Genomic DNA, 13,787 nt, shown 5'->3' with positions numbered 1-13,787 from the left:
GGCCTGGGTGACGGAGCGGTTCGGCGGCTACCAGAACGAGATCTACCTGCAGGGGCTCGGCGGGACCTTCCCGCCGTGCTCCACCGACGCCACGAAGCTGGAGGAGTCGGCGCGGGAGATCCTGGAGCCCGGGCCGTTCTGGTACGTCGCCGGTTCGGCCGGTTCCGGTGCCACCGCCCGGGCCAACCGCGAGGCCTTCGACCGCTGGCGCCTGGTGCCGCGGATGCTCACCGGCGCCACCGAACGCGATCTGTCCACGACGGTCCTCGGCACGCCCGTTCCGGCGCCGGTGCTGCTGGCGCCGGTCGGCGTGCAGTCGATCGTCCACGAGGGCGCCGAGCCGGCGGCCGCGCGGGCCGCGGCGTCGGTCGGCCTGCCCTACGTCATGTCGACGGCGTCGTCCACGAGCATCGAGGACGTCGCCGAGGCCAGTGGTGAGGGGCCGCGCTGGTTCCAGCTGTACTGGCCGACCGACAACGACGTCTGCGCGAGCATCCTGGCGCGGGCGAAGGCCGCCGGGTTCACCACGCTCGTCGTCACCCTCGACACCTGGACCCTCGCGTGGCGCCCGAACGACCTCGACCACGCGTACCTGCCGTTCATCAAGGGCGTGGGCCTGGGCGTCCCGCTGAGTGACCCGGTGTTCCGCGGCCTGCTGGAGAAGACGCCCGAAGAGGACCCGCCCACCGCGATCCTGCGCTGGATCTCGATGATCACCGGCACGGACAGCACCTGGGACCGGCTGCCGTTCCTGCGCGAGCACTGGGACGGGCCGATCGTGCTCAAGGGCATCCAGCACCCCGACGACGCACGCCGCGCCGTGGACGCCGGGATGGACGGGATCGTCGTGTCCAACCACGGCGGCCGCCAGGTCGACGGCGCGGTCGCCTCGCTCGACGCGCTCCCGGAGATCGTGGCCGCGGTCGGCGACCGGCTGGAGATCCTGTTCGACTCCGGCATCCGCACCGGTGCCGACATCGCCAAGGCGCTCGCGCTCGGGGCCAAGGCCGTGCTGGTGGGACGGCCGTGGGTGTACGGCCTGGCGCACGCGGGGGAGGACGGCGTCCGGCACGTGCTGCGGAGCCTGCTCGCCGACCTCGACCTGACCATGGGCCTGTCCGGGCACCGGCGGCTCGCCGACCTCACGCCGGGCTCACTCACCCGCGTTTAGTCCTCTGGATGCGGTAGTTCGTGGCACCAACTACCGCATTCAGAGGACGAAATGCGCGGGGTGGTGGTGACGTGCGGGATATTCGGAGGCCCGGATCGTCACGCACGGCTATCCTGGTGCCGGTCATGGCTTCTCAACCTTCCCCGCTCGGCGCCCTGCGCGCTCGCCTGCCCGAATTGATGTCGCGCGACGAGCACCGCCTCCGGCGCCGGCTCGACGGTGCCCGCAAAGCGCGCGACGCGGAGTCGATCGCCGCGCAGATCGAGGCCGACATCGAGGCCGCCGAACTCCGGATCACCCGCAGGCGGGACAGCGTCCCGAAGATCTCGTTCCCCGAAGAGCTGCCGGTCAGCCAGCGGAAGGACGAGATCGCCGAGGCCATCCGCGACCACCAGGTGGTGATCGTCGCCGGCGAGACCGGTTCGGGGAAGACGACCCAGCTGCCCAAGATCTGCCTCGAACTCGGCCGCGGCATCCGGGGCCAGATCGGGCATACGCAGCCGCGGCGGCTGGCCGCGCGCACGGTGGCCGATCGCATCGCCTCCGAGCTGAACACCGAGCTCGGCGAGACCGTCGGCTACAAGGTCCGGTTCACCGACCAGTCCGGCCAGGACACGCTGGTCAAGCTGATGACCGACGGCATCCTGCTCGCCGAGATCCAGACCGACCGGATGCTGCGCCAGTACGACACGCTGATCATCGACGAGGCCCACGAACGCAGCCTCAACATCGACTTCATCCTCGGCTACGTCAAACAGCTCCTGCCTCGGCGCCCCGACCTCAAGGTGATCATCACCTCGGCGACGATCGATCCGGAGCGGTTCTCCAAGCATTTCGACGACGCGCCGATCGTGGAGGTCTCGGGCCGGACGTATCCGGTGGAGGTCCGCTACCGGCCGATCATCGACCCGGACGATCCGGACGCCGATCAGGACCGGGACCAGACGCAGGCCATCTGCGACGCCGTCGACGAGCTCCAGCACGAGGGCCCGGGCGACATCCTGGTGTTCCTCTCCGGCGAGCGGGAGATCCGCGACGCCGCGGACGCGCTGTCCAAACAGGACCTCAGGAACACCGAGATCCTGCCGCTGTACGCGCGGCTTTCGTCGTCGGACCAGCATCGGGTGTTCCAGCGCCACACCGGGCGCCGCGTCGTACTCGCGACGAACGTCGCCGAGACCTCGCTGACCGTGCCGGGTATCAAATACGTCGTCGACCCGGGCACCGCGCGGATCTCGCGCTACAGCCACCGCACCAAGGTGCAGCGGCTGCCGATCGAGCCGGTCTCGCAGGCGTCGGCGAACCAGCGCAAGGGCCGCTGCGGCCGGACGTCGGACGGTATCTGCATCCGCCTGTACTCCGAGGACGACTTCGACGCACGGCCCGAGTTCACCGACCCGGAGATCCTGCGGACCAACCTCGCTTCGGTCATCCTGCAGATGACCTCGCTCGGCCTCGGCGACATCGCGGCGTTCCCCTTCGTGGAGCCGCCGGATCGCCGTCAGGTCACCGACGGTGTCCAGCTCCTGCAGGAGCTCGGCGCCTTCGAGATGTCGGACGGCAAGAAGCTCACCGAGATCGGCCGCAAACTCGCGCTGCTCCCGGTGGACCCGCGGATGGCGCGGATGGTGCTGGAGGCCTCGCGCAACGGCTGCGTCCGCGAAGTGATGATCATCGCCGCCGCACTGTCCATCCAGGACCCGCGCGAGCGGCCGGCGGAGAAGCAGCAGGCGGCGGACGAGCAGCACGCGCGGTTCGCGGACAAGACGTCGGACTTCCTGGCGTACCTCAACCTGTGGGAGTACGTCAGCGAGCAGCAGAATGCGTTGTCCACCAACCAGTTCCGCCGGATGTGCCGCAACGAGTACCTGAACTACCTGCGCATCCGTGAATGGCAGGACATCTTCAGCCAGCTGCGCCAGCTGGCCAAACCGCTCGGCATCACCCTCTCCACCTCCGGCCCGGCCGATCCGCAACGTGTGCACACGTCGCTGATCGCCGGGCTGTTGTCGCATGTCGGCCTCAAGGATCCGGCCAAGGGCGACTATCTCGGCGCGCGCGGGGCCCGGTTCTCGGTGTTCCCGGGGTCGGCGCTGTTCAAGAAGCAGCCGCGGTTCGTCATGTCGGCCGAACTCGTCGAGACCTCGCGCCTGTGGGGCCGGGTCAACGCGCGGATCGAGCCGGAATGGGTGGAGCCGCTCGCCGGGCACGTCGTGAAGCGGAACTACTCCGAACCGCACTGGGAACGCAAGCAGGGTGCGGTGATGGCGAAGGAGAAGGTCACGCTGTACGGCGTCCCGCTCGTCGCCGACCGCCGGGTGAACTACGGCCGCATCGATCCCGAGGTCAGCCGCGAGCTGTTCATCCGGCACGCGCTGGTCGAGGGCGACTGGGAGACCCGGCACCACTTCTTCCGCGAGAACCGCGCGCTGCTCGACGAGGTCGAGGACCTGGAGAACCGGGCCCGCCGTCGCGACATCCTGGTCGACGACGAGACGCTGTTCGAGTTCTACGACCAGCGCGTCCCGGCCGACGTCGTCTCCGCGCGGCATTTCGACAGCTGGTGGAAGAAGGCGCGGCACACCCAGCCGGATCTGCTGAGCTTCGAGAAGACGATGCTCATCAACGAGACCGCGGGCGGCGTGCGCGAGGCCGACTACCCCGACTTCTGGACGCAGGGCACGCAGACCTTCAAGCTCACGTACCAGTTCGAGCCGGGTGCCGACGCGGACGGGGTCACCGTGCACATCCCGCTGCCGGTGCTGAACCAGGTGACCCCGGACGGTTTCGACTGGCAGGTTCCCGGCCTGCGCGAAGAACTGGTGACGCAGCTGATCAAGTCGCTGCCCAAGGCGATCCGGCGCAACTTCGTGCCGGCGCCCGACCACGCGAAGCTGGTGCTTTCGCGAGTCGGCCCGGCCGACGGGCCGCTGCTGCACGCCGTCGCCGACGAGCTGGAGGCGTTGCGCGGGGTGGTGATCCCGGACGACGCGTGGCAGCTGTCGACGGTTCCCGAGCATCTGAAGATGACGTTCCGCGTCGTCGACGTCCGCGGCAAGAAGGTGTCCGAGGGCAAGGACATCGAGGCGCTCAAACGGGATCTGAGCGGCCAGGTGCGCGCGACGATCTCCAAGGCCGCCGACAGCATCGAGCGCGAGGGGTTGACGACGCCCGCGTTCGGCGAGTTGCCGAAGGTGTTCGCGAGCAAGCAGCGCGGGCACGACGTCAAGGCGTATCCGGCGCTGGTCGACGAAGGCGGTTCCGTGGCGGTGCGGCTGCTGGACACGCCGGGCCAGCAGGAACAGTCGATGTGGGCGGGTACGCGGCGGATGCTGCGGCTGAACATCCCGTCGCCGATGAAGTTCATCACCCGCAGCCTCGGCAACTCGTCGAAACTCGTGCTGAACCGGAATCCGCACGGTTCGGTGGCGGCGTTGCTCGAAGACTGTGTGGATTGCGCTGTCGACAAGCTCGTGGCCGACAACGGTGGACCGCGCTGGGACGAGGCGGGATTCGCCGTCCTGCTGGAAAAGGTGCGCGCGGGCCTGAACGCCGGGGTGCTCGACGTGCTGACCAACGTCGAGAAGATCCTGCGCGCGGCCAACGACGTCGAAACCCGGCTGGCCGACACGCGTGGCCCGAAGGACTCGCTCGCGGATATCCGTTCGCAGTTGGATGGGCTGGTGCACAAGGGTTTCGTCACCGAGACCGGGCAGGACAGGCTCAAGCACGTCGTCCGGTACCTGCGGGGGATCGAACGGCGGCTGGAGAAGCTCCCGACCGAGCCGACCCGGGACATCCAGCGCACCGGCGACATCGCCTGGCTCCGCAACGAGTACCAGGCCGCCCTCGACGCGCTGCCGCCGGGCACTTCGTCGCCCGCGCTGCGGGAGATCCGGTGGATGATCGAGGAACTGCGGGTGAGCTTCTTCGCCCAGACCCTGGGTACCGCCCACCCCGTCTCGCTGAAGCGGGTCATCAAGGCCCTGGACGACGCCGCCCGCATTTAGTCCTCTAAATGCGAGGGCACCCAGCCGAGCGTGACGGACGTAGACCGCATTTAGAGGACTAAATGCGGTCACTTGGCGTCGGCGTAGGTGTCCACGGCGGCGATGTGCAGCGGGAACCGGACCGGGCAGGCGGCACCGAAGAGCAGCCGCGCCGCCTCGGTCATGCTGTCCACAATGGACTGCGAGACCTCGTCGGCGAACTCGGCCGGGGTGTGCACCAGGACCTCGTCGTGCTGGAAGAACACCAGGTGCGCGGGGGAGGGGAGCCTGCCGCGCAGGGTCGCCAGCAGGACCGCGGTCATGTCCGCCGCACTCGCCTGTACGACGAAGTTGCGGGTGAACCGGCCCCAGTTCCGCGACGCCTGACGCGCCTTCAGCTCGCCGGCCTCGTCCGCCGCGACGCCACCGGTCAGCGCGCGCCAAGCCTCCGACGGCGCGGGCGACGTCCGGCCCAGCCGCGAGCGGACGCGCTCCCCGCGTTCCCCGGCCTGCGCGGCACGCTCCACATAGGACACCGCGTCCGGGAACCTGGTCCGCAGCAACGCCAGCAGCGGTCCGGCCTCGCCGGACGTGCCGCCGTACATCGCCGACAGCATCGCGATCTTCGCGCGGTCCCGGTCGTCCCTGTCGTCCCACGCGGGCACCGGCACCCGGCGCACGCCGGAGAACATCGCCTCGGCGAGACTCGCGTACAGATCGGTGGCCGCGGCGACGTCGGCCAGCTTGCGGTCCCCGGACAACGCCGTGAGCACCCGCGGCTCCAGCTGCGCGGCGTCGGCGACCACCAGTTTCCAGCCCGGATCGGCCCGGACGCAGGTCCGCAGGACCTTCGGGATCTGCAGCGCGCCCCCGCCCCGGCTCGCCCAGCGGCCGGAGACGACCCCACCGACGACGTAATGCGGGCGGAACCGCCCATCGCGCACCCACTCGTCGAGCCACGTCCATCCGTTGGCCGAATGCAGCCGCGCGAGCTCCTTGTACTCCAGCAGCGGCGGGACGGCGGGATGGTCGATGTCGCGCAGCAGGTACTTCCTCGCCGACGAGACCTCGATGCCCTCCCGGCCGAGCGCGCGGACGACGCTGGCCGGGGCGTCCGGGTTGACCGGGCGTCCGCCGAACGCGTCGCTGATCTTCGCCGCCAGCTCGACCAGCCGCTTCGGCCGGTGCCCGGCCGGGACACGGGGGCCGAGCTGCTCGGCGAGCAACGCCAAATGCAGGTCCGCACGCCACGGCAGCCCGTCGGCCGACATCTCCGCGGCCGCCAGCGCGCTCGCCGACTCCGCCGCGAAGAGCAGCCGGAGCCGCTCCGGATGGTCGGTCAGCGCGACCCGTTTCTCCTGCTCGGCCAGCACCCGTCGCGCCGCGTCGATCACCGTGACACCGGCGGGCAGCCGCGGGCCGCGCGTCTCGAACAGCGTCGGCTGGTCGTCCTCGGCCCAGAGCGGCGGCTCGTCGGCGGGAGGCTCCTGCCCGTTCGCCCTGGCCAACGCCGCGCGCAGGCTTCGCGACTCCTGCGGCCGCCCCTCGTGGGCCAGGAGCAATCCCTCGATCAACGTCAGGTCGTGGCAGCGCCGCACCTGGACGCCCGCCTTGATCAGCGCGGGGTACGTCCCTTCGACCGATGGGAACACCCAACGGGGTGAATGCTCCGCCTCCAAACTCCGTACTTCACCGACGAACTCCGCGAGCTTCAGGCCGCGCCGCGGCGGCTGCCCGGAAAGTGCGATCGCGAAGTCGCCATCCTCCTCTTGACCTGCGATCGCCTGCACACTCACATTGTGGTGGTTCCCTCCGACATTTCTGTCACCAGACGGCTAGTGCGCCTGCGCTATCGGTCGGCTACTGTCGAGTAGCAACCCCATACCGCCGGTACGCGAACCGCCGGTGGCATGGTGTCTCGCCGCAGCAGCAACGGAGGTGCCCGGATGAGAAACCCCACCGGCCTCGCCACCCTGGTGGCGGGCAAGGTGACCGAGACCGTGCGCAGCATCGACGTGATGCGGCAAGCGGGCCTGCTCCCGATCCCTCGGGTGGACGAGGGCCTGCGTTCGCTGGTCATGGTGCGGAAGTGGGGCCCGTTCGCCGGGGCGAACATGATCGCCGCCCGCCGCGACCCGACCGCGACCGGCATCATCGACGAGCTGGGGCCGCTGACCTTCAAGCAGCTCGACACCCAGTCGAACGCGCTGGCCAGGGCGTGGTCCGAACGCGGCCTCGGCCCGGGTTCGGTGATCGCCGCACTGTGCCGCGACCACCGCGGTCTCGTGCTGACGATGCTCGCCTCGGGCAAACTCGGCGCCAAGCTGCTGCTGATGAACACCGGGTTCGCCAAACCCCAGCTCGCGGACGTCGCGAAGCGTGAAGGCGTCACCGCGCTCGTCTACGACCAGGAGTTCACCGACCTGCTGGACGCCGTCGAGGGCGACGTCGAGCACTACCTCGCCTGGGTCGATTCGGACACCGCGCGCCCGGCCGGCATCCCGGTCGTCGCCGAACTGGTCGCCAGCACCGACGACCGTCCGTGGCCCGCCCCCGCCAAACCCGGCGGGTTCATCCTGCTGACCAGCGGCACCACGGGGACACCGAAGGGCGCGCCGCGGCCGCACACCTCCGCGCTCGCCTCCGCGCAGTTCCTCGACCGCATCCCGCTGCGCACCGGCGAAGCGACCTACATGGGCGCGCCGCTGTTCCACGGCACCGGGTTGTCGCAGTTCATCCTGTCCTTCGCGCTCGGTTCGAAGGTCGTCATGCGGCGCAAGTTCGTGCCGGAGGAGACGTTGCGCGGGGTCGCGGAGAACCGCTGCACCACGCTGGTCCTCGTGCCGACGATGCTGCAGCGCATCGTCGACCTGCCCGAGGAGATCCGCGCCAAGTACGACACGTCGAGCCTGCGGATCATCTTCGTCGCCGGCTCCGCGCTGTCCCCGGATCTGGGGAACCGCGCGACCGCCGCGTTCGGCGACGTCGTGCACAACCTCTACGGCTCCACCGAGGTCGCGGTCGCGACGGTCGCGACGCCCGAGGACTGGCGCAAGGCGCCGGGCACCGTCGGCCGCGCGCCGGTGGGCTGCAAGGTGGCGCTGTACGACGAAAAGGGCGGCAAGATCACCGAGCCGCATGTCACCGGCCGGGTGTTCGTCGGCAGCGGGCTGAGCTTCCAGGGCTACACCGACGGGCGCAACAAGGAGATCATCGACGGGCTGCTCTCCAGCGGCGACGTCGGGCACTTCGACGAGGACGGCCTGCTGTTCATCGACGGCCGCGACGACGAGATGATCGTCTCCGGCGGCGAGAACGTCTTCCCGATCGAGGTGGAGAACCTCCTGGTCGAACGCGAGGACGTGATCGAAGCCGCGGTCGTCGGCGTCGAGGATCCCGAGTTCGGGCAGCGGCTGAAAGCGTTCGTGGTGCGGGCCGAGAAGTCGGACCTGGACGTCGACGGCGTGCGCGAGTACGTCAAGGCGAACCTCGCCCGGTACAAGGTGCCGCGTGACGTCGAATTCCTCGACGAGCTTCCGCGCAACGCGACCGGGAAGGTGCTGCGCAACAAGCTGCGCTAGTACTCCCAGTCGATGCCGAAGACGCCGGGACCGAAGTCGAGCGCGACGGCGTGGACGCCGTTGCCCTGGTCCGGTTTGAGTTCCTTCCGGTCCATCGGCGACGTGCCTTGGCGCGAATACTGCCAGCACTTCGCCGGGCTGGACTCCGGATCGAACCGGACCTCCAGCAGGTACTCGCGTACGGGACGCCGGAACTCGCGGTAATGCGTGTTCCGGCATTCCGGGTACGGCGGCCCGGGGTTGGTCAGCGAGTACTCGATCAGGTGAGTCTCGCCGCGATCGATGGGCCGGTCGAAGAGCAGTTCGGCCACCGTGAGCCCGTGCTCGTCGTCGACCTCGGCGCGGCCGACATGGCAGTTGCGCAGCGTGTTCAGCGCCGGCGGCCCCGCTTCCGGGTCGCCCTGGGCGTACACCAGCAGCCAGCGGTCCTGCCCGTCCGCGCCCGCCTGGAACACCGCCCGCGCGGTCACCGCGCGCTGCCCGCCGTCCTCGGCGATCTCGCACAGGTCGTGCAGGCCGACGAGCTTCAGCTGATGGTGTTGTTCGAGCGCGTTGGGCGCGCCGACCTTCTCCAGCAGCGCCTGGAGCGCTTCGAGCGGGAAGGTCAGCGGCTGCTCGGTGGTGGCCCGGCTGCGGCGTGACGAGGCCCCGCGTGGCCGCGGCGGCGGCAGCAGGCTGAGCAGCGATCCGGCGGGGATCGCCAAAACCTCTTCGAGAACCCGGACGGCGGACAGCGAACTCTGCCGTTCCGGCTGACGTTTGCCCGATTGCCAGTAACTCAGCGCGGTCACGCTCACCGACGCGCCGCGCGCGAGCAGCCGGGCTTGGATACGGTCGAGGCTCAGGCCGCTCGTCGCGATGGCCGAACGCAACGCGGTGGCGAACGCGGTACGCGGTTGATCGTCATCGTCCGTGGTCACTCGGTCCGCCGCGCTCCCCGCCACCATATGCTGCCCGACCGCCCCCGTCTGCCGTTCCCTGACACCGCCCGGTTGATAACAACACGAATAACTTTAACAGTCTGAGGTAACGCTTCAGGGGCGCCTTCTGCCAGGCGAAAACGACTTTCCGGACGAGCGCGGTTACTCCGGATGGCCTAGTACTGGTAACTGTGAATCATTGCCCGCCCACCTGGGCACCGGCTTGCATGGCTCTCAACAACGATCATCCTCCCGGGTGATCCGCACGGTGCGGCAGGAAGGGAACCAGTGAGCAAGTCCCGGAAGAACCTGAAGTCCCGAAAGACCCGTAGCGGCCTCGTGGCGGGAGTCGCCCTCGCCGGTGTGACCGCGGCGGTCGCCACGTTCGGCGCGGGCGCGGCCAACGCCGAGCAGCAGGGCGAGATCCGCGGCGCGGGTGCGGCCAACGCGGTCGGCGGCAGCTACATCGTCGTCCTCAAGCCCACCGCCGTCGGCCAGGGCGTGGCCGCGGCGAGCGAGATCACCGCGAACGTGGCCGCGAAGGCGCAGGGCCTCACCGGTCAGTACGGCACCACGCTGTCCCGCACCTTCGGCTCGGCGCTGAACGGCTTCTCGATCAAGGCCGACGAGGCCGCCGCGAAGCGCCTCGCCGCCGACCCGCAGGTCGCGTACGTCGTCCAGAACAAGACGTTCAAGATCAGCGAGACCCAGGACAACCCGCCGTCGTGGGGCCTGGACCGGGTCGACCAGGCGGACCTCCCGCTCGACAACAAGTACACGTACCCGACGAAGGCCGACAACGTCACCGCCTACGTCATCGACACCGGTGTCCGCGGTTCGCACAAGGACTTCGGTGACCGCGCGACCGGCGGCAAGGACTTCGTCGACAACGACGACACCCCCAACGACGAGCACGGCCACGGCACGCACGTCGCCGGCACCATCGGCGGCACGGACCACGGCCTCGCCAAGGGCGTGAAGATCGTCGGTGTCCGCGTGCTGGACGCCAACGGCAGCGGCACCACCGAGGGTGTCGTCGCCGGGGTCGACTGGGTCGCGGCGAACGCCAAGGGCCCGTCGGTCGCCAACATGAGCCTGGGCGGCGGCGCGGACGACGCCCTGGACGCGGCGGTCAAGGGTGCCATCGACAAGGGCGTGACCTTCGCGCTCGCGGCGGGCAACGAGTCCTCCGACGCCGGCACCACCTCCCCGGCCCGGGTGAAGGAGGCCATCACGGTGGCCGCCAGCGACAAGACCGACAAGCAGGCCAGCTTCTCGAACTACGGTTCGGTCGTGGACCTGTACGCGCCGGGTGTCGACATCACCTCGTCGTGGGCGACCGGTGACGACGCCACCAACACCATCAGCGGTACCTCGATGGCCGCGCCGCACGTCGCCGGTGCCGCCGCGCTGTACCTCTCGGCGCACCCCGACGCCACCCCGGCCCAGGTCGCCGAAGGTCTCGTCGGCGCGGCCGCGGACGGCAAGATCAGCAACCCGACCGGTGGAACGGCCAACAAGCTGCTCCAGGTCAAGTAAGACCCTTGCGGACAGGCTGCCCCCGGCGAACTCCAGGCGCCGGGGGCAGCCCCCTGTCCGAGGGGATCCCAGACTTGTTACCAACGGGTAAGCTCCTGCCCATGGTGCTGCGGAAGAACATCCTGATCACCGGGGCGAGCTCCGGACTCGGCGAAGGAATGGCCAGGCAGTACGCCGCGAGAGGCCGCAATCTGGCACTGGCCGCCCGCCGGGTCGACCGGCTCGAAGCCCTCGCCGCGGACCTCAAGAAGGCGTACCCCGGCATCACCGTGGTCACCCGGAAGCTGGACGTGAACGACCACGACCAGGTCTTCGCCGTCTTCGAGGAGTTCCGTGAGGAGCTCGGCTCCCTCGATCGCGTGATCGTGAACGCGGGGCTCGGCAAGGGACAGCCCATCGGCTCGGGCCGGTTCGACGCCAACCGTCAGACCCTGCAGACGAACTTCCTCGCCGCGGCCGCCCAGATCGAAGCCGCCGTCGGCATTTTCCGGAAACAGAAGGAAGGCCACCTCGTGGTGGTCTCCTCGTTCTCCGCGCTTCGCGCCTTCCCCGGCAATCTGACCGCCTACGCCGCCTCGAAGGCGGGTGTCTCGGCTTTGGCGGAAGGCACGCGGATCGAGCTGATGAAGACGCCTATCAAGGTCACCACGCTGCTCCCCGGATTCATCGAATCGGAGATGAACGAGGACATCACGAAGGTCCCGCTCGGGACGAGGGCCGAGGCGGGTGCGCAGGCACTGGTCAAGGCGATCGAATCAGAAGCCGCGAAGGCGTATGTGCCCTCGTGGCCATGGGCCGTGCTCGCCAAGGTGTTCCCGTTGGTCCCGGCGTCGGTGCTGAAGAAGTTCGCATGACCTTGGCCGCGGACAAGACCGTCGAGGTACGCGGTGAGGACTCGTTCGACCCGGCCGCGGTGCACGCCTGGCTGGCCGCGCGGGTGCCCGGGCTCGGCGATGCGCCGCCCGGGGTCCGCCAGTTCCCCGGTGGCGCCTCGAACCTCACCTATCTGCTGACCTATCCGGATCGCGAGCTGATCCTGCGGCGCCCGCCGCTGGGGCACAAGGCCGCGTCCGCGCACGACATGCGCCGCGAGTTCCGGGTCCAGCAGGGGTTGCGGCCCGTCTTTCCGTACGTGCCCGAGGTTCTCGCCTTCTGCGACGACGAAACCGTGCTCGGCGGCGACTTCTACGTGATGGAGCGGCTCGAAGGCCTGATCCTGCGCGGAGATCTGCCCGCCGGGCTCGACCTGTCGCCGGACAGCGCGCGCGAACTGTGCGGCAAGGTCGTCGACCGGCTCGTCGAGCTGCACGCCGTCGACGTCGAGGCCGCCGGGCTGGCCGACCTCGGCAAGGGCGCCGGCTACGTCGAGCGTCAGGTGCGCGGCTGGTCGGAGCGGTTCCTCAAGGCACGCACGGAGAACGTCCCGGACTGCGCCGAGGTGATGGCGTGGCTGAAGGAGAACCAGCCGTCCGAGGTGAAGATCTGCCTGATCCACAACGACTACCGGCTCGACAATCTGGTGCTCGACGACGACCTGGGCATCGTCGGCGTGCTCGACTGGGAGATGGCCACCCTCGGCGATCCGCTGATGGAACTGGGCAGCACCCTGGCGTACTGGGTGCAGGACGACGATGACGACGTCATGAAGCTCAGCCGTCGCCAGCCGACGCACCTGCCGGGGATGTACACGCGCGAGGAATTCGTGCGACGGTACGCGGAGCGGTCCGGCCTCGAAATCGGCGACTGGACGTTTTACGAGGTGTACGGCCTGTTCCGGCTCGCGGTGGTGATCCAGCAGATCTACTACCGCTACCACGCGGGGCAGACGACCAATCCGGCGCTGAAGGATCTCTGGCAGTTCGTCGGTTACCTCGACGGCCGCTGCCGCCGGATCATCGCGAAAGGGCACGCCTGATGGGCGCGATCTACCTGGTCCGGCACGGGCAGGCGTCGTTCGGCGCGGCGAACTACGACCAGCTCTCGCCTCGCGGCTTCGAACAGTCCACTGTGGTCGGCGAGGAACTGCTCCGGCGAGGCGTCGAGTTCACCCAGGCGCGGGCGGGTTCCCTTGCCCGCCAACGGGACACGGCCGCGACGGCGTTGAAGGTGCTCGGTTCCGGGATCGCCGTCGTCGAGGACGAACGCTGGAACGAGTACGACCACGTCGACATCGCGAAGTATCACGCCGCCGGTGTCCAGCAGACCGACTCGCGGGCGTACCAGGCCGCATTGGACGGTGCCCTGAACGCGTGGGTGTCGGCGGGGGATTCGAGTCCGTGTGCCGAGACCTGGCCCCGGTTCCTGGAGCGGGTCAAGGGCGCGCTGGCCGACGTCGTGGCTTCGCTGGGCAAGGGCGAGCACGCGGTCGTCTTCAGCTCCGGCGGGGTGATCGCGACGGTCTGCGGCGCGCTCATGGGCACGCCGGAGGCGGGACTGCTGAAACTGAACCGGGTCACCGTGAACGCGGGCATCACCAAACTGGTGTCCGGCCGCGGCGGGGTGACCCTGTTGTCGTTCAACGAACATCCGCATTTCGAGGCGGAAGCCGCACAACTGCTCACGTACCGCTAGTGTCGCGCACCGGAAT

The 13,787-nt window shown here is 69.4% G+C and carries 9 protein-coding genes; 7 read left to right on the top strand and 2 right to left on the bottom strand.

The window, feature by feature from the left end:
* Window positions 1-7 precede the first annotated feature (7 nt).
* Window positions 8-1,171 carry a lactate 2-monooxygenase gene (locus DMC61_RS16615; protein ID WP_125690039.1) on the top strand — a complete coding sequence of 388 codons (1,164 nt, stop codon included), beginning with the start codon at window positions 8-10 and terminating at the stop codon, window positions 1,169-1,171.
* Window positions 1,172-1,296: 125 nt separating this feature from the next.
* Complete coding sequence (gene hrpA, locus DMC61_RS16610) at window positions 1,297-5,181, top strand: ATP-dependent RNA helicase HrpA (RefSeq protein ID WP_125690038.1); 3,885 nt, start codon at window positions 1,297-1,299, stop codon at window positions 5,179-5,181.
* 68 nt (window positions 5,182-5,249) lie between these two features.
* Here hrpA and DMC61_RS16605 read toward each other — a convergent pair whose 3' ends face one another.
* Window positions 5,250-6,956 (bottom strand): bifunctional 3'-5' exonuclease/DNA polymerase, encoded by a 1,707-nt coding sequence (locus tag DMC61_RS16605; protein ID WP_199750013.1) that lies wholly within the window; start codon window positions 6,954-6,956, stop codon window positions 5,250-5,252.
* 150 nt (window positions 6,957-7,106) lie between these two features.
* Between DMC61_RS16605 and DMC61_RS16600 the strand changes: the two genes are divergently transcribed.
* Window positions 7,107-8,741 carry an acyl-CoA synthetase gene (locus tag DMC61_RS16600; protein ID WP_125690036.1) on the top strand — a complete coding sequence of 545 codons (1,635 nt, stop codon included), beginning with the start codon at window positions 7,107-7,109 and terminating at the stop codon, window positions 8,739-8,741.
* Here DMC61_RS16600 and DMC61_RS16595 read toward each other — a convergent pair.
* The gene (locus tag DMC61_RS16595) at window positions 8,738-9,688 is read right to left on the bottom strand and encodes a hypothetical protein (RefSeq protein ID WP_125690035.1); all 951 of its coding nucleotides are present in this window, start codon (window positions 9,686-9,688) and stop codon (window positions 8,738-8,740) included. The two genes, DMC61_RS16600 and DMC61_RS16595, sit on opposite strands and share 4 nt — an antisense overlap.
* A 261-nt stretch (window positions 9,689-9,949) precedes the next feature.
* Here DMC61_RS16595 and DMC61_RS16590 point away from each other — a divergent pair, with 261 nt between their 5' ends.
* From DMC61_RS16590 to DMC61_RS16575, 4 genes are all read left to right on the top strand, one after another.
* Complete coding sequence (locus DMC61_RS16590) at window positions 9,950-11,200, top strand: S8 family peptidase (protein WP_125690034.1); 1,251 nt, start codon at window positions 9,950-9,952, stop codon at window positions 11,198-11,200.
* A gap of 101 nt (window positions 11,201-11,301) precedes the next feature.
* Window positions 11,302-12,054, top strand: a complete 753-nt coding sequence (locus DMC61_RS16585; RefSeq protein ID WP_125690033.1) for an SDR family oxidoreductase — start codon at window positions 11,302-11,304, stop codon at window positions 12,052-12,054.
* Complete coding sequence (locus tag DMC61_RS16580) at window positions 12,051-13,115, top strand: phosphotransferase family protein (RefSeq protein ID WP_125690032.1); 1,065 nt, start codon at window positions 12,051-12,053, stop codon at window positions 13,113-13,115. Before DMC61_RS16585 ends, DMC61_RS16580 begins: the two co-directional genes overlap by 4 nt.
* A complete protein-coding gene (locus DMC61_RS16575; protein ID WP_125690031.1) occupies window positions 13,115-13,771 on the top strand; it encodes a histidine phosphatase family protein in 657 nt (218 codons plus the stop codon). Before DMC61_RS16580 ends, DMC61_RS16575 begins: the two co-directional genes overlap by 1 nt.
* The last annotated feature ends 16 nt before the right edge of the window (window positions 13,772-13,787 follow it).

This window comes from Amycolatopsis sp. WAC 04169 (assembly GCF_003947535.1).
Classification (GTDB): Bacteria; Actinomycetota; Actinomycetes; order Mycobacteriales; family Pseudonocardiaceae; genus Amycolatopsis; species Amycolatopsis keratiniphila.
Note: the sequence above shows the minus strand (reverse complement) of the source record. Positions and strands in the feature narration are given on the sequence as shown.

Coding starts and splice junctions, on each gene's coding strand:
- DMC61_RS16600 (WP_125690036.1), top strand. CDS start 7,107: ATGAGAAACCCCACCGGCCTCGCCACCCTGGTGGCGGGCAAGGTGACC.
- DMC61_RS16580 (WP_125690032.1), top strand. CDS start 12,051: ATGACCTTGGCCGCGGACAAGACCGTCGAGGTACGCGGTGAGGACTCG.
- DMC61_RS16575 (WP_125690031.1), top strand. CDS start 13,115: ATGGGCGCGATCTACCTGGTCCGGCACGGGCAGGCGTCGTTCGGCGCG.
- hrpA (WP_125690038.1), top strand. CDS start 1,297: ATGGCTTCTCAACCTTCCCCGCTCGGCGCCCTGCGCGCTCGCCTGCCC.
- DMC61_RS16585 (WP_125690033.1), top strand. CDS start 11,302: ATGGTGCTGCGGAAGAACATCCTGATCACCGGGGCGAGCTCCGGACTC.
- DMC61_RS16595 (WP_125690035.1), bottom strand. CDS start 9,688: ATGGTGGCGGGGAGCGCGGCGGACCGAGTGACCACGGACGATGACGAT.